The organism is Streptomyces sp. NPDC001848 (genome assembly GCF_042891915.1).
Taxonomy (GTDB): Bacteria; Actinomycetota; Actinomycetes; order Streptomycetales; family Streptomycetaceae; genus Streptomyces.
In genome coordinates this window covers 303010-318754 of sequence record NZ_JBIATP010000004.1, presented here as the reverse complement: position 1 = coordinate 318754, position 15745 = coordinate 303010, and the positions used below count along the sequence as shown (strand labels likewise).

At 70.2% G+C, this 15745-nt stretch carries 15 protein-coding genes; 3 read left to right on the top strand and 12 right to left on the bottom strand.

The genetic code is table 11. The annotated features are described in order from the left end of the window. A partial coding sequence (locus ACFYZJ_RS10435) for an aminotransferase class I/II-fold pyridoxal phosphate-dependent enzyme (RefSeq protein ID WP_388565232.1) occupies nt 1-635 on the top strand: 635 nt, incomplete at its 5' end. Here ACFYZJ_RS10435 and ACFYZJ_RS10430 read toward each other — a convergent pair. The 12 genes from ACFYZJ_RS10430 to ACFYZJ_RS10375 all read right to left on the bottom strand — a co-directional run bounded on the left by ACFYZJ_RS10430 (nt 617) and on the right by ACFYZJ_RS10375 (nt 13088). After that, nucleotides 617-1861, bottom strand: coding sequence for an ATP-grasp domain-containing protein (locus ACFYZJ_RS10430; RefSeq protein WP_388565229.1), 1245 nt, complete (start codon nt 1859-1861; stop codon nt 617-619). The genes ACFYZJ_RS10435 and ACFYZJ_RS10430 overlap by 19 nt on opposite strands. Next, nucleotides 1858-3264, bottom strand: a complete 1407-nt coding sequence (locus ACFYZJ_RS10425; RefSeq protein ID WP_388565227.1) for a methylaspartate mutase — start codon at nt 3262-3264, stop codon at nt 1858-1860. Before ACFYZJ_RS10425 ends, ACFYZJ_RS10430 begins: the two co-directional genes overlap by 4 nt. Beyond that, nucleotides 3261-3752: a cobalamin-dependent protein gene (locus tag ACFYZJ_RS10420; RefSeq protein ID WP_388565224.1), complete on the bottom strand. Its 492-nt coding sequence runs from the start codon at nt 3750-3752 to the stop codon at nt 3261-3263. Before ACFYZJ_RS10420 ends, ACFYZJ_RS10425 begins: the two co-directional genes overlap by 4 nt. Nucleotides 3753-3757: 5 nt before the next feature. Then, nucleotides 3758-4267 carry a hypothetical protein gene (locus ACFYZJ_RS10415; RefSeq protein ID WP_388565221.1) on the bottom strand — a complete coding sequence of 170 codons (510 nt, stop codon included), beginning with the start codon at nt 4265-4267 and terminating at the stop codon, nt 3758-3760. Further along, nucleotides 4264-5622, bottom strand: coding sequence for an ATP-grasp domain-containing protein (locus ACFYZJ_RS10410; RefSeq protein ID WP_388565219.1), 1359 nt, complete (start codon nt 5620-5622; stop codon nt 4264-4266). The genes ACFYZJ_RS10415 and ACFYZJ_RS10410 overlap by 4 nt, the downstream gene beginning before the upstream one ends. Then, a complete protein-coding gene (locus tag ACFYZJ_RS10405) occupies nt 5619-6986 on the bottom strand; it encodes a TrpB-like pyridoxal phosphate-dependent enzyme (RefSeq protein ID WP_388565217.1) in 1368 nt (455 codons plus the stop codon). Before ACFYZJ_RS10405 ends, ACFYZJ_RS10410 begins: the two co-directional genes overlap by 4 nt. A gap of 1 nt (nt 6987) precedes the next feature. Next, nucleotides 6988-7674, bottom strand: coding sequence for a transglutaminase family protein (locus ACFYZJ_RS10400; protein ID WP_388565215.1), 687 nt, complete (start codon nt 7672-7674; stop codon nt 6988-6990). A gap of 12 nt (nt 7675-7686) precedes the next feature. After that, entirely contained in the window at nt 7687-8853 is a 1167-nt protein-coding gene (locus ACFYZJ_RS10395; RefSeq protein ID WP_388565212.1) for an acyl-CoA dehydrogenase family protein, read from the bottom strand. Nucleotides 8854-8862: 9 nt separating this feature from the next. Further along, nucleotides 8863-9240, bottom strand: a complete 378-nt coding sequence (locus ACFYZJ_RS10390) for an ectoine synthase (protein WP_388565209.1) — start codon at nt 9238-9240, stop codon at nt 8863-8865. Nucleotides 9241-9265: 25 nt separating this feature from the next. Continuing rightward, nucleotides 9266-9517 carry an acyl carrier protein gene (locus ACFYZJ_RS10385; RefSeq protein WP_388565207.1) on the bottom strand — a complete coding sequence of 84 codons (252 nt, stop codon included), beginning with the start codon at nt 9515-9517 and terminating at the stop codon, nt 9266-9268. Nucleotides 9518-9646: 129 nt separating this feature from the next. Further along, nucleotides 9647-11134, bottom strand: coding sequence for an AMP-binding protein (locus ACFYZJ_RS10380; RefSeq protein WP_388565204.1), 1488 nt, complete (start codon nt 11132-11134; stop codon nt 9647-9649). Nucleotides 11135-11621: 487 nt separating this feature from the next. After that, the gene (locus ACFYZJ_RS10375) at nt 11622-13088 is read right to left on the bottom strand and encodes an MFS transporter (protein WP_388565202.1); all 1467 of its coding nucleotides are present in this window, start codon (nt 13086-13088) and stop codon (nt 11622-11624) included. 544 nt (nt 13089-13632) lie between these two features. On the opposite strand from ACFYZJ_RS10375, the gene ACFYZJ_RS10370 reads away from it, so the two are divergent. Next, the gene (locus tag ACFYZJ_RS10370; protein WP_388565200.1) at nt 13633-14424 is read left to right on the top strand and encodes a class II aldolase/adducin family protein; all 792 of its coding nucleotides are present in this window, start codon (nt 13633-13635) and stop codon (nt 14422-14424) included. Nucleotides 14425-14635: 211 nt separating this feature from the next. Then, nucleotides 14636-15658: a ketoacyl-ACP synthase III family protein gene (locus ACFYZJ_RS10365; RefSeq protein WP_388565196.1), complete on the top strand. Its 1023-nt coding sequence runs from the start codon at nt 14636-14638 to the stop codon at nt 15656-15658. Nucleotides 15659-15745: the final 87 nt, after the last annotated feature.

Below are 15745 nucleotides of genomic sequence, written 5' to 3'. Positions count from 1 at the left end.
CCCCGGACCGGGTGATCGCGACCGGCACCGTGAGCAAGTCCCTCGCCCCGGACCGGGTGATCGCGACCGGCACCGTGAGCAAGTCCCTCGCCCCGGACCGGGTGATCGCGACCGGCACCGTGAGCAAGTCCCTCGCCCCGGCGCTGCGGATCGGCCGGCTGGTGTGCCCGTCGGCGATCGTTCCGCTCGTCGCGGAGCACAAGCACCTCAGCGACCGCGGCTCGCCCATCCTGGACCAGCTCGCCCTGGCGCGGCTGATCGAGTCCGGGCGTTACGACCGGCACCTGCGCCGGATGCGCGCCCGGTACGCGGCCCGGCGTGCCACCTTGGTCGCGGCGCTCGCCCGGCATGCGCCGGGGGTCAGGGTGACGGGGGCGGCGGCGGGCTTCCATCTGGTCGCCCACCTCAGTGCGGCGGCCGACGAGCGGGCCGTCGTGGCCGGGGCCCTGCAACGCTCCGTCGGCCGGTACGGGATGAGCGCCTGCCGCGCCTCGGGGCACACCGCACCGGCGCAACTCGTCCTCGGCTTCGGCAACCTCGGCGATGACGCCCTCACCGCCGCCGTCGCCGCTGTGGGCGGCCTGCTCCCGGGTGCCGGAGCGGGGCCGGAGGACGGTCACGCGGGTCGCGTGTGAATCCTGAGCCGGCCGGCGGCAGCACGGGCCCGGGCGACGGCGGTGTCCGTGTCGGGACCCCGGACGGCGATGTGCCCCAGGCCGTCCCACTGGCCGGCGAACGGCCGCACCTGGTCGCCGGGCCCCACCCACAGGTCGACCGCCACGGTGTCCGGAGCCGCCCGGATCTCGTCCAGGCCCTCGATGCGCTCCACCCGTCCCTCGTCGGCCAGCAGCAGCCAGCTGGCCGCGGCACCGCGCCGCTCCGGCCGGTCCGGCAGCGGTTCCACCAGGCCCATCGGCCAGCCGATCGCCATGGACATCGGGTCGTGGCCGTAGACGTCCTGGATCATGTCGGTCAGCAACGCGCCACCGACCCGGTTCTGGGACTCGCAGATCACCGGGCCGTCCGGGCCGAGAATGATCTCCGTGTGCGTCGAGCCGTCCCGGAATCCCATGGCGTCGAGGAACCGCACCGCCGTGTCGGCGACGGCCTCTTCGACGTCGGTGGCGAGCCGGGCCGGTATGGCGTGCCCGACGTGGACATGGTTCCGCTTCTCCGTGATCGCCTCGGTGACGGCCAGCACCACATGCCGGCCGCCGAAGCTGAACGCCTCGGCGCTGTACAGCGGTCCCTCGACGTACTCCTCCATGACGAACCGGTCGATCTCATAGGCGCCGATCAGCGGATGCCCCGAGCCGTCGCGCAGGTGCTGCACGTGGTGCCAGGCCGGTTCGGTTCCGGCGCGGTCCTGCACCACCGTCACGCCGAAGCTGGCGGTGCCGCCCGTGGGCTTGACCACGAAGGGGTAGCCGTGTGTCTCGCCGAACCGCACGAGGCTGTCCTGGCCGTCCACCAGCTCCGCGGCGACCGGACGCAGGCCGCTCGACGGTGTCTCGGCGAGGCGGCGGCGCATCAGCCACTTGTCGGTGAACCGATGGCTCACCTCGTACGGTGTTCCCCCGAGCCCCAGCAGATCGTTGACGCGGGCCACCGGGTCGAGGCCGGGCTCGGTCAGTGAGACGGCCGCCGTGAAGCCCCACTTCTCGTACGCCTTCTCGACCAGGGGGCGCAGCGTCGGCCAGTCGGTGTAGTCGGTGAGGACGACGTCGTCGACCAGGTCCCGGTACTCGGGACTGAAGTCCTGCTCGGTCTGGACGTACACCACGTCCAGACCGAGGTCCTTGGCCTTCTGGAGCTGGTAACCCGGGCCTCCCACGAGGAGGATGCGGTTCGGTCTGGTCACGAGGACTCCTCGTCGAACAAGTTCGGGAAGTAGTGGATGTCGGCGGTCAGTCCGGCGAACAGCGACGCGGTCGGCGGACCGGAGTGGGCGGGCAGCCGCAGGAGGTCCCGGTGGCGGGCCAGTGTGCGGTCCGACAGCGGAAGGCCGCCGGCGGAGAGGTAGCGGACGGCGCCTTCGGGATCCCGCCTGGGGACGATCCGGGAGCGTGCGTAGCGGCTGGCGCTGAACGGGATGTCCAGGGTGCCCCGCTCGAAGGCCTCGGCGATGGCGGAAGCCACGTCCCTGTGTTCCAGGACGGGTTCCACGATTTCGGCGACCTCCTGGACGATCCAGGCGTGCTCCCGCCGCACCTGTTCCCGGTCCGCGGAGAGGAAGTCGAGCAGCGGGGAGTTGCAGCGGTCGGCCAGCCGCAGCCCCTCGATGTTCGCGCGCGTGCTCGGGATGCCGGCCGCCTCCTGATGGGTCTTCGTGACCACCTTGGAGGCGCCGCCGAGGCGGGCCACGAGGGCGCCGTAGAGGATCAGGTCCTCCGCGTCGCGCCGCCGCCGGGGGAACACGCCCATGAACTGGTGCAGGACGGGGTGGACGTCGATGTCTCCGGGCAGGTACCGCTCGGCCAGGTCCGGGACGGCCTCCAGCGCGGCCACGTCCTGGGCCAGGTGCCCGCCCTGGGGATAGGCGATCGAGATGCACCGCACTCCCGCGCGGGCGGCGAGCACCGCCTCCAGCACGCTCACGGCCAGGCTCACCGACGGGGGCACCAGGACGGCCGTGAGGGTGCCGAAGAGTTCCCGGTCGACCACGACACCCGCGTCGGCCAGTTCTCCGCAGCGGCGGTCGACGGCTTCCCAGGCGGCGAGCGACTCGGTCAGCGGCACCGCCTTCGCATAGGGCAGGTTGTAGGAGATCCCGCCGCCCTCGAACGACGTGATGCCGCTGGCGAGGGCGACGTCGAACAGGATCCGGGGGTCCGGCGAGCCGTGCCGCACCTCGAGCGGTGCCGCGACGGCCTCGTTCAGCTCCCGGCCGTGGCGCCAGCCGTGGGTGACGAGCGGATAGCCGTTGAGGTCCCCGGGCCGCGCGGCCAGGGTGCGCGCGGCCTGTTCGAAGCGCTGCAACCGGGTGTGGGAGTCGATGGTCACGCTGAGGATGTCCGGTTCGGCCTCCTGCTCCAGGGCGACCAGCAGCGCCTTCATCTCCGTGTGGCCGCCCACCCCGCACCGGGGCTGGATGCCCACGCGCCCTCGGGCGCGGGTCTCCCGGAGCACCTGGGCCACGGTGGGTTTGCCCAGCGAGGTGATGTAGGCGACAGACTCCCGCAGGCCGGGCAGGCCGCCCGGCCCGCCGGTGCCGTGGCCCGGTCCCGGGGGCCGCGCACCGGTGAGGTGAGACGGCCGGCTCATGAGGCGGCCGGGTACCCGATCCGTGCGCCGACGGCCCGTGCGGCCCGCAGTTCGTCCAGGACGGCCGGCAGACTGGTGGGGTCCGCCACGATGCGGTCCACACCGCACGCGTACAGCCGGGCGTGCGCCGAGGGGTCCTTCCGACTGCCCACCGACAGGTTCCCGCCCAGCACGACCGGGCAGGTGATGCGTCCCGACCGCTTGGCCTCCGGCAGTTCGCGCAGATCCTCCCAGGCGTGACCGTTGAGGCTGCCGATGAGGACGGCCTCCGCGTCCGGGTGTTCCGCACAGGCGTCGGCGAACTCCTCGACGGAGGTGCAGGCTCCCAGGTTGACCACGTGGAAGCCGAGGTCGCTCAGGAAGCGGGCGATGAGCTGGTTGGCCACGACATGGGAGTCGCTGGCGGCCACTCCGAGGATGACCACCCGGCGGCCGCCGTCGACACCGGTCCGCGATGTCTGCACCAGATCCTCCAGTGGCGTCGGCATGGGAACTAGACCAGCTCGCCGGTGCACAGGTCGTCCAGGTACGCCTGCTTCGCCGCGGCGTCCCGGGCCGAACGCAGATAGCGGGACCAGCCGCGCCGCTCGTGGGCCGTGGCGTCGAGTTCCTCGATGCTCTGTGTGGGCCGCAGGAACCCGGGCTTCGGGGGGTAGGGCAGGAAGCCGGCGTCGTCCTTGTAGTACAGGCCCTGCCACATCTCGTTCTTGTCCCGCCAGACGCAGACGAGCATGAAGTACTTGCCGCCGTCCCGGTGCAGCAGCACGAACCCGAGTTCCTGACGGAACTCCAGCCGTCCGGCCGCTGCCTCCTCCCGGAGGAAGTCGCGCGCCTCGGCGCTGACCTCGGGGGTGGCGTCCAGCCCCTCTGCGCGGATGTCGTACCACTTCAGGCACGCGCCCGGCAGGAGCAGGGGTTCGCCCGGGAAGATCCGCTTGGCCCGGTGGATCCAGTCCGCCGGGTAGTCGGCCAGACCGTCGAGGTGGGGCAGGATCTGAGTCATGGGATGCGGGTGCCTTTCTGTGTGTCGCGTTCCGGGAGCGAAGCGGGCCGGCCGCTCACGGCCACCTCGTACAGGCCGTTCCGCTCCAGGTCGCGCAGTCGTCGGTAGTCCGCCTCGACCGTGGCGGCGTCGGCGGAGGCGAGGTACAGGTAACCGGGTGAGGTGAAGAGGTCGACGGTACGGGGCAGGGGCGCGCCCTCGGGAAGGGTGAGGACCAGGTCGACGAAGGAGCCGAGGGCGCGCACCGCGGCCAGGTGCTCCTTGGACAGCACCGCTTGCTCGTACGGGTTGATGAGGGTGACGTAGCGCAGATGGGACCTGGGCCGGTAGCGGGGCAGCCGGCCCTCGGCCAGGTCCTCGGGGTGCGCGATCGCCCGTGCCATGCAGTCGAGTTGGTCGGTTCCGAGGAACGCGGAGACCACGGCGGGGGCGTGGGATCCGCCGGCCCGCGCGGCGCACTCGACCAGGACGGGGCCTCGCGCGGTGAGGACCACCTCGGTGTGGGCCGCCCCGTTGCGGATCTCCAGAGCGTCCAGGACGGACAGGACGTACGGCACGACGGTGCGGACGGCCGGGTCGTCGGGCGGGACCGGCTCCTCGTAGTCGTACATCGGACGGTCGCCGTCGACGGGACTCTTGTGGTACCGCCAGACCTCCACCATGTGGTGGGCTCCGCCGCGGCTGACGGTGTTGACGAAGTACTCGTCGCCGCGCAGGAATTCCTGCGCGACGACCGTGGCGTTGCTCCCGCCGTAGCGGTCGGTGGCAGCGGTCACGGCCGCGAACGCCGCACGCAGCTCCTCCTCCGAGCGACAGAAGCGGACGTTGTCGGTGCCGGCGCTGGCGCGCGGCTTCAGCACCACCGGCCAGTCGTCGCGGTCCCGGGCCCACCGCGTCAGTTCCTCGGGGGACGAAGTGGCGATGCAGGAGGCGGTGGCGAGGCCGGCCTCCCGCACCGCCGCCGCCATCTCGTACTTGTCGCGCCTGGCCGCCGGCCGGGACATGCCGTTGCCGGGGGTGCCGAGTTCGGCGGAGAGCCGGTCGGCGAGCAGGACGCCCGATTCGGTGCCGGCGATGACGAAGCCGACCCCGTGTTCCCGCAGCGCGCGAGCCGTGGCCGCCACATCACCGCGGTGCCGTATCTCCACGGCGAAGTCGCCTTGCGCACGACCGGCCATCTGCAGGTCCGGGGTGTCGGAGCACACGTGCACGGTGTCCACTCCGTGCCGGGCCAGGGCGGCGGGCAGGAAGGCGCCTATGCCGTGGGCGTCCACGACAGCCGTCGTCCCGGCCCTCGCGGAGAGCGCCTGCCCGGCCGCGGTCGCAGCCCGGTCCACAGTGCGCCGCTCGCTCATACGGGGGCCACCTCCGGGATGGTCGCCGCGGCCCGGGCCAGCATCTCGTCACTGGCCGCGGCGTCGGCGAGTTCGCCGGCGAAGTACGCGTCGTAGGCGGCGAGGTCGAAGTGGCCGTGCCCGGACAGACCGAACAGAATGGTCCGGGGGGTGCCCTCCTCGCGGCACCTGAGCGCCTCGTCGATGGCGACGCGGACGGCGTGCGTCGACTCGGGCGCCGGCAGGATGCCCTCGGTGCGGGCGAACCGGACACCCGCCTCCAGGCAGCCGACCTGACCGACCGCGACGGGTTCGATCAGCTGCTCCTCCACCGCGCGGCTGATGAGCGGACCGATCCCGTGGGCGCGCAGCCCGCCCGCGTGCACCGCCGGCGGCACGAACCCGTGCCCCAGCGAATGCATGCGGAACAGGGGGCCGAGCCTGCCGGTGTCGGCGTAGTCGTAGACGATCGATCCCTTGGTGAGGGTGGGGCAGGCCGCCGGTTCCACCGCGATCACCCGTACCGCCCTGCCGCCGCGGAGCATGGCACCGAGGAACGGGAAGGAGAGGCCGGCCAGATTGCTGCCGCCGCCGGCACAGCCGATCACGACATCGGGGTAGTCGTCGGCCAGTTCCATCTGCCGGATGGCCTCCTGGCCGATCACCGTCTGGTGCAGCAGGACGTGGTTGGCCGCGCTGCCGAGGACGTAGCCGAGCGAGGGATCCTGGGCGAACGCCTCCAGCGCCTCGGAGGTGGCGATGCCCAGGCTGCCGGGACAGTCCGGGTCATCGGCGAGCACGGCCCGGCCGACCGCCGTCTCGGGGCTGGGGCTCGGGACGCAGACGGCTCCGTATGTCTCCATCAGCGCCCTGCGGTAGGGCTTCTGCCGGTAGCTCACCTTGACCATGAAGATCTTGGCGCTCATGCCGAAGTAGGAGGCGCTGAGCGCGGTCGCGCTGCCCCACTGGCCGGCTCCTGTCTCGGTGACCAGGCCCGTCTTGCCGGCACGTTTGTTGTAGTAGGCCTGCGGGATGCCGGTGTTGGGTTTGTGGCTGCCGGTCGGGGCGACCCCTTCGTACTTGTAGTAGATGCGCGCGGGCGTGTCCAGGGCCTGTTCCAGGCGGTGCGCCCGGTACATCGGGGAGGGCCGCCACTGCGCGTACAACTGCCGTACGGGCTCGGGAATCTCGTAGGTGCGGGCCGTGCCGGTCTCCTGCTCGATCAGCGGCTCCGGCATGGTGTGCGCCATCTCGTCGCGAGTCAGGGGCTTGCCGGTCCGCGGGTTCAGCGGTGGCGCCGGCGGCGGCCCCGGCAGGTCCGCGGCGATGTTGTACCAGTGGGTCGGCGTCTCGTCCTCGGACAGGGAGAACTTCGTCCTTCGCATGTCAGGATTCCTCCGCTGAGGCGGCCTCCGCGACGAGCGAACCGGCAGCCGTCCGATCCGTGCTCGCGAAGAACAGCGGATGCGCCTGCCTGATGCCGTCGGTGACCAGGGAATAGGGGAAGTCGTCGAACTCGCCGCGCTGGGCGAGGAATTCCATGTGCCGTCGCCCTTGCTCGTCGTAGGGGTGGTACAGGCTGTCCGTGCGGCCGTCGAAGTCGAGCGGCTTGATGCCGTAGAGCCTGCAGAGCAGTTTGTTGAAGACCGGTGTCGCCTTGATCCAGGTTCCGTCGACGCGGACCGACGTGAGGCTGTGGAAGCGGAAGACGTCGCCGCCCATCAGGTCGCGCAGTCGCGGCGAGGCGAGGTGGTTGCGGACGTCCGCGTACACGAGCCGGCTCGGGATGCCCACGGCGCGCAGCGCGGCCGCGTACACGATGGACTTGTGGACGCAGAATCCGGAGCCCCGCTCGATGACGCCGCTGGCCGTCAGTCCCCGGCGGGACATGTCGGCTTCGTAGACGTCGTAGCGGATGCCGTCCCGGACCGCGTAGTACAGCGCCACCGCCTTGTCCACGTCGGTGCCCGCACCGGTTCCCGCGAGGGCGTCGGCGACGAACGCGCGGACCACCGGCGACCGGTGGTCGAGGAACTCCGTCGGCCTCAGGGTCGCTTCTCGGCTCTCCGTCATGTGTCCACTCCTCTAACCACCGTGTGCCGCCGAGGCTCTGTGCAGGCCCATGAACGAGGCCAGGCGCTGCCGTTGCATTTCCGAGGTGCCCGAGTAGATGGTGCCGGAGACCGCGTTCCGCAGTTCTTTCTCGATGCCGAATTCCGTGCTGTAACCGGCGGCTCCGAAAATCTGCACCGCGGCCAGTGCGGACCGTACGTTCGCCTCGCTCACCACGAGTTTGGTGATGGCCAGGTCGGTGGCCACCCCCTGCTTGGCGGCCAGTTTCTCCGCGGTGTCGTACAGCCACTTCCGGGAGGTCTCGACGTCCACCCGCATATCGACGATCCGGTGCGAGACGGACTGGTTCGAGCCGATGTTCACACCGAACTGGATCCGGCTGCGGGCCTGTTCGACGCAGCGTTCCAGCCGGTGCTGCATCTCACCGAGGGTCCCGGCGAAGCCGCACAGGATCTCCCACTTCATCACCTCGTCCAGGACGAGGAATCCCGAACCGATCGCCCCCAGTACGTGTGAGCGGGGCACCCGGACGTCGTCGAGGAACACCTCGGAGGTGGGCGAGGTCCGCAGTCCCATCTTGCCGGTCGGTTTTCCGACGGCGAAGCCGCGGGTTTCCTTCGGCACGAGGAACGCGGTGATCCCGTCCAGGGCGCCCGCCGCTCCCGTGCGGGCGTACACGACGACCAGGTCGGCGATCGGCCCGTTGGTCACGAACGACTTGCTGCCCTTGAGGACGAATCCGTCGCCGTCAGCCACCGCCGTGGTGCGCATGCCGAGAACGTCGGATCCGCCTTCCGGCTCCGTGATCGCGTGCGCCCCGATCAGCGAGCCGGCGCAGACGCCGGGCAGGTAGCGCTTCTTCAGGTCCGGCGACCCGAATCGGTGCAGGGGAACGCCGGTACTGACGATGTGCGAGACGGCCGAGAAGGTCAGGCCGGCGTCGCGGCACCCGTACCCCAGCCCCTCGAGGACGTACATGGTGGTCGGCAGGTCCAGCCCCAGCCCGTCCCACTCGGCATCGAACGGTGCTCCGAACAGGCCGATGTCGCGCAGTCGCGCCCAGCCGTCCCAGGCGAAGTCGCCGGCGGCGTCGCGCTCCAGGTGATCGGCGCCGGCGATCTCGCCGGCCTGCTGCGCTGCCGCCCGTAACGACTTCTGCTCATCGCTCCACCGGTTCACGGCTCCCTCTCAGTACTGCGAGAACGCGGTGTCGTCCAGGGTGTGCCGCTCATCGCCCTGGAGCGGCGGGTTGAAGACGCTGATCAGCTCCATGTCGGCGTCCGGTGCGGCGATCAGGAAGTGCGGGTCGTGGTCGTCGAGCGCGTAGAGAACGCCCGGACGCAGTTCGTGTGTGGTGGCGCCGTCGGCCGTGGAGACCCAGCCCTGGCCCGCGATGCAGTAGCAGGCCTCCAGATGCCTGCGGTACTCCAGCCGGGACTTGGTGCCGGCCCGGACCACGGTGTGGCAGAAGGTGAACCCCATCCGGTCGTCCGCCAGAAGGAAGCGGTAGCTGAGACCATTTCCCCAGTCGACCGTCTTCACTTCGTCCTTCTTCTTGATTATCATCTCCGCTTTGTCCGCCTAACTTTGATCAGGAAACCTTCTGGGCGTTTTCCACGAACTCCCGTATCGCCGCCACGGAGCGGAACGAACGCGGAGACATCTCCAGCTCCTCGACGGGAATTCCGTAGCGGCTGCGGAGCCATTCGATGAGCTCGAGCAGCTGCAGGCTGCTCACCACGCCGCTCTCGAAGAGGTCCAGGGACGGGTCCAGCTCGTCAACGCTGGTACCGGGCAGATACGTCGACAGGATGTGTTCGGCGATCTCGCGCTCAAGACTCATACGGAAACCTCCGGGGTGGGCGAGCGGCATGCGTGGGGGACACGAGGTGGATGACAGGGATGAACGGGGGGCGGGACACCGGGCTCGGATACGGTCCGATGTCCGGGACCCGTCGCGGTCCGGCACCGGTCAGGGCGTCGGGCGGGTTCCGGGGGCGCTGCTGAAGGCGTCCCGGATACGGCTTCGGTCCGGCTTTCCCGTCGGGCCGACCGGCAGTGGGTCCTGCGTCACGCGTACGGTGGGCAGGGCCGGCCGCACCAGCCGGGCGGAGCAGTGCGCCAGCAGCTTCAACGCGGTGAGGGAAGTGCCGGGGTGCGGCCGTACGAGCGCGCACAGACGTGTTCCGGCCAGGGGATCGGGCACCGCGACGACCGCGGCGTCGCGCACCATCCGGTGGCTCAGGATGACCCGCTCGACCTCTTCCGGGTTGATGCGTACCCCGGCGACCTTGACCTGGAAGTCGGTCCGGCCGACCAGGGTCAGCTCTCCGTCGGGTGAGCGGCGCACCAGATCACCGGTGCGGAACCAGGTGCGGGCATCGGCGCCCGAATGGGTGCGGAAAAACCTTCCTCCTTCCGCCTCCTGGCCGAGGTAGCCGTCGGCCTGGAACGGCGTCGAGACGACAAGTTCGCCGACACCGGGGCCGTCCACGGTGTCCTCCCCGTCCCGCAGCGACACCCGCACGCCCGGCAGCGGCCGCCCCAGCGGCAGCACCTCGCGCTCGGCGACTTCCTCGCCGGTGCACGAGTACAGCATGCTGTCGTTGGTCTCCGTGCACCCGTAGACGTTGTGGAAGCGCGCGTCGGGGAACATCTCGGCGACCCTTCGGCGCAGCGTGCGGGAGGCGTGGTCGCCCGTCAGCAGGACGTGCCGGACTCCGGCGAAACCATCCCCGGGGCCGGCGCCCTCGGCGAGCAGCCGGAAGAACATGGGCACGGCCTGGACCACATGGGGCCGGGTGTCGGAGAGCAGCGACGCCAGGTAGCGGGGGTTGGCGGCCCGTTCCGGGTCGACGAGGACCACGCAGCCTCCTCGTCGGAGGGTGGCCCAGACGTCCAGCAGGCTCAGGTCGAAGTTCAGGGGCGCGAAACTGAGGACCCGGGTGCCCGGTCCGATCCCGAACCGCTCGGCCGCCCAGGCGGTGAACCGGTCCACCGCGCCGCCACCGAGCGGCACGAGCTTGGGCAGGCCGGTCGACCCCGAGGTGGTGAGAAGGAAACTGGTGTCCGCCGGGAGACCGGCAGCCGGGCCGGGGCCGGGCACCGGTGCGCCGGAATGATCGCTCGCCGCGCCGTCGGCCTCCGCCGGGGGAACGGCGCATCCGGCCCGCCGGGACAACTCGGCCAGGGCGTCGCCGCCGAGTTCGGGCGACGGCAGGAACACCGGCCGGCCGACGGTGTGAGCGGCGATGACCGTGGCGATCGAGGCCGGTGTCTTGGTGGCCCGCAGTCCGATGGGGGCGGCCGCGACCTCCAGGGTGCCCGGATCGGGGATGGCTCGCCGGACCAGGCCGGCCAGCTCGGCATAGGTGACCGTGGCGCCGCCGCATAACAGTGCCGGAGCCCGCGGAGTACGTATGGAGTGACCAAGGATATGGTCGGCCAGCAGCTTGGACATGTATCACACCCCCGTTTGGAAACTCGGCCCACCGTCACACCTGCCGAGTTGCAATGTCACTCGATTCCGGGCCGCGGCAGGAACCGGCCACCGCGGCAAGAATCGGAGGTCCCTCACCTTTTCCGGGTAGGACCGGTACCGCCTCCAGGGACCGTTCGGCGGAGCGATGTTCTGGTCACCCGGAACGATACCTCAGTATCCCCGGCGGTGATCCAGATTTATCGCGGGATCCGGCCAGTATTCCTCAATCCCCGTGCTGACCAGCGTCAAGAACCGGAGAAGGCCGACCGGTTGGACGCGAACAGCACATTGCCCCAGCATCGACAACAGCGCATCGCGGGCCAAGATGGCTCGAACTTTTCGGACGTCCGGCGCGCGGGATTTCACTTGATCCTCACCCCCGGCAACGAGGTAATCCCTTCGTCAACATCTTAATTTACCGGTTCTTTTGAATTCGAGGGTTTGGCGGCCGTCGCCGCATGACGGGTCAGCGTGCCGGTGCGACGCCGCCCCGGGTCCTGCGGCCGAGCCGTGCCAGCAGCAGGAAGCTCGCCACCTCGATCACGACCAGTGCGATGACACCGGCCTCGAAGGCCGATGCGTACGCCTGGCTGCCCAGGGCGGAGCGGAAGACCGCACCCACCCCGGCCACTCCCAGCGCCCCGGCGACCTGAGAGGTCATCAGTACCGCTCCGGACGCGGCACCGACCTGGTCGGCGGGTACGCCCCGCAGGCTGATGCCGAGCAGCGAAGGCAGCACGAGCCCTTGGCCGAGTCCGCAGAGCACCAGCCCCGGCTGCATCCGCAGGGCCTGGCCGAGATGGCTGCCGTCGCCGACACCGAGCAGGATCAGCAACAGCCCGGCCACGATGGTGGCTACGCCGCCGAGCAGCACCCTGTGTCCGAATCGGTCGACCAGCGCACGGGACAGCAAGGACGCCGTCGCGAAGACCACCCCCAGGGGGAGGAAGTCGATGCCGGCCGTGAGTGGCGACAGGCGGATCCCATCCTGCAGGTAGAAGGCGAGCACCAGGTAGAACCCGGTCTGACCGCAGTAGAAGGCGATCACGGTGGGCAGTCCGCCCGCGAACCCGGGGAGCCGGAAGAGCCGCATCGGCAGCAGCGCGGCCGACCCGTCACCGGACAGGCCCGACTCCCACCGGAAGAACAGCGCGAACACCAGGGCCGAGCAGCCCAGCGCCGGCCACACCCACACCGGCCAGCCGTACTGCGCGCCGAAGACCAGCGGGCACAGCAACAGCGGAACCGCACCCGACAGCAGCAGCGTCCCCACGGGGTCGAAGCGCACGGGTGCGCGCCGGCCGGCACCGGCGCCGCTCGGCAGGAGGACGGCGCCGACCAGGGCGACCAGGGCGAACGGCAGGTTGACGACGAAGATCGCCCGCCATTGCAGACCGGCCACGTCGAGGTGGATCAACAGCCCGCCGAGTACTTGGCCGCTGATCGATCCGCAGCTCATGGCGGCGCCGTAGAAGCCGAGGATCCGTCTCTGCTCGGCCGGCGGGTAGAGGGTCTGGATGAGCGCCAGTACCTGGGGCAGCATCAGCGCCGCGCTCAGTCCCTGGAGCACCCGCATCGCGATGAGGACTCCGACGGACGGCGCGAGCGCACAGGCGGTCGAGGTGAGCGCGAAGCACGCCGTGCCGATCACGAACATCCGGCGGCGGCCCGCCATGTCGCCGAGCCGCCCGCCGGTCACCAGGACCATCGCGAAGGCCACCGTGTATCCGCTGATGACCAGTTGGACGTCGGCGAAGCTCGCGTGCAACTGTGTCTCGATCGACGGCGCCGCGATGTTGACGATGAACAGGTCGAGCATCGCCAGGTAGGGGCCCAGCAGAATGGTGCCCAGCGCGGCCCGGGAGCGCCAGACCGAGCGGTTCGCGGTGGCCTCCGGCAGCATGGTCCGCCCAGGCGCGCTCGTGCCGGTCACGCGATCACCGCACAGTTGCCGCCCGGTTCGGTCAACCGCGGCGTCATGCTGTCAACACTGCTGATTCAGCCCCCTGTCGGCATCCGGTGCCTGCGTCGACACACCGCCCCGCTCCCGAAGTCCCGCGGCGCGCGGTCAACCGCGCCGGAGGCGAAGGGAGGAGGGCCCTCGGGGCCGAGGGCCGGGTCATCGCCGGCACCGTAGAACGTGTGAATTGCCTGCGGCGCCGGGGAAAACCCGCTCGGACGCCCCGGGGAGCCTAACAGCCACCACCCGGACCTGCCTGGTCCATTTCTGGCCGTCCTGGCGTCAACTGTGCGGCGGCGCGTGGGCCATAGAGCTCGGCCCGGACTTGTCGCACGTCGCACGGGCCGTGGTGATCCAAGGCAGCCGTGGAAATGGATCAAGGCATTGACAGGCGCCAGCGGGTATGGGAACACTTTCACGAGGCAATCGCTGCACCCTGGTTGCCGCGTGCGGAGCTGAAGACTCTGGTGTGTGAACCGAGTCACTCCACCTAATTCATTCAAAGCGGGGGACAAGAATGAGTCTTGCCGACCTCAAGCCCATACCCCGGGATCAGCTCGACTTCCGGTGGCCGCAGACCTTCGAAAATCCGGTACAGGAACGGCGGCACCGCCAGGAGAGCTTGGTCATCGCCTTTCGCCTGTTCGGCAAGTTCGGCTTCGAGGAAGGCACGGCCGGGCATATCACGGCCCGGGATCCCGAACACACGGATCACTTCTGGGTGAATCCGTACGGGATGTCCTTCAAGCACATTCGCATCAGCGACCTGGTTCTCGTCAACGACCGAGGTGAAGTGGTCGACGGCCGCTACCATGTCAACGAGGCCGCCTTCGCCATCCACTCGCAGATCCACCGGGCCCGCCCCGAGGTCGTCGCGGCGGCCCACAGCCACTCCCTGTACGGCAAGGCCCTCTCGGCCCTGGGCGAGCAGCTGGAGCCTCTCACCCAGGACGTCTGCGCGTTCTACGAGGACCACGCGCTCTACGACGACTACAACGGTGTGGTCACCGACCTGGAAGAGGGCAAGCGCATCGCCGAGGCCCTGGGCAGCCACAAGGCCGTGATCCTGCGCAACCACGGCCTGCTGACCGTCGGCCGTTCCGTCGAGGCCGCCGCATGGTGGTTCATCACCATGGAGCGCTCCTGCCAGGCGCAACTCCTGGCGAAGGCCGCCGGCGACGTGGTCCACATCGACCACGAGACCGCCACGGCGGCCAGGAAGCAGATCGGCAACGACGACATGGCGTGGATCAACTTCCAGCCACTGCGGGACCAGATGGTCCGGACCGAACTCGACATGTTCGACTGACGACCACGCGGCAGCGGTACCCACGCGCCGCCAGGCCGACGACGTCGACGTGTCCTGCCCGCTTCGCAGCCGGCGAACCGGCCGACATCTCTTCGCTCTCCTTCGCCCCGGCCCGTGCCTCCGGCATGACCGGAACGTCGGCGCGCAGACCACACGCTCAGTGATCAGTCATGGCCACTGAGAACGGATTCGTCCAGGGGGATCTCCAAGCATGCGGGCAGGCGACGTCTATCTTGACGCGATCGGCAGCTATCTGCCGGCGGTTTCACCGGTGTCCGAGGCGGTCGCCGCCGGCCGATACGACCCGGACTGGGACGCCGACGACCGAATCGAGTCGGTGGCCGTCGAGTCCCGGCTCTCGGCTCCGGAAATGGCGGTCACGGCCGGCCGGCAGGCGCTGGCCCGCTCGGGCCACCAGCCGGCCGACATCAGCCTGCTGCTGCACGCCACCATCTACCGGCAGGGGCCCGAGCTCTGGGCCTCACCGTCGTACGTCGAGCGATACGCCGTAGGGAACTCCGCGCCCGCGATCGAGGTCCGACAGGGCTGCAACGGTGGCCTCGCCGCGCTTGACCTCGCCCGCGGCCATCTCCAACTGCCCGGGAACAACGCCGTCATGGTCACCTGCGCGGATCGCTTCGACGGCGACTTCGACCGGTTCCGGTCCAACAAGGGGATGGTGTTCGGAGACGGCGCAGCGGCCGTCGTGGTGTCCCGTCGGCAGGGGTTCGCGCGGATCAGGAGCCTGGCCACCGGAACCGACCCGACGCTGGAGGAGATGCACCGCGGCGACGAGCCACTGGCGCCGTCCGCACGCGGGCGCGGAACCATCGACATCGCCCCTCGCAAACGGTCCTTCCTGCGGAACTTCACGGCGGCCGAGGCACGCAGACGGTGCGGTGAACAGGTCGTGGGCGTGGTGGGCGAAGCACTGGCCGAGGCCGGTGCCCAACTGGGCGACGTCGCCCGCGTGATCGTCTCCAATCTGGGACACAAGCTCCTCGACGAGATGTACCTGGCGCCACTGGGCATCCCGGTGGAGCGCACGACGTGGACGTACGGCCGTCGCATGGGACACCTCTCCAACAGCGACCAGTTCATCGCCCTCGACCACCTGCTCGGTGCCGGCGAGCTGCACGAGGGAGACCTCGTCCTGATCGTGGGCATGGGCATCGGGTTCACCTGGAGCGCCGCGGTGCTCGATGTCGTGGGCCTGCCGTCCTGGATCCGCTAGTGCCCCCGGCTGGGGCACCAGCACACCCACCGCCCTGCACGCCGGGCTCCCGGCGGACCGTCGGTGACCCCGCCCGCCCGCCGACCG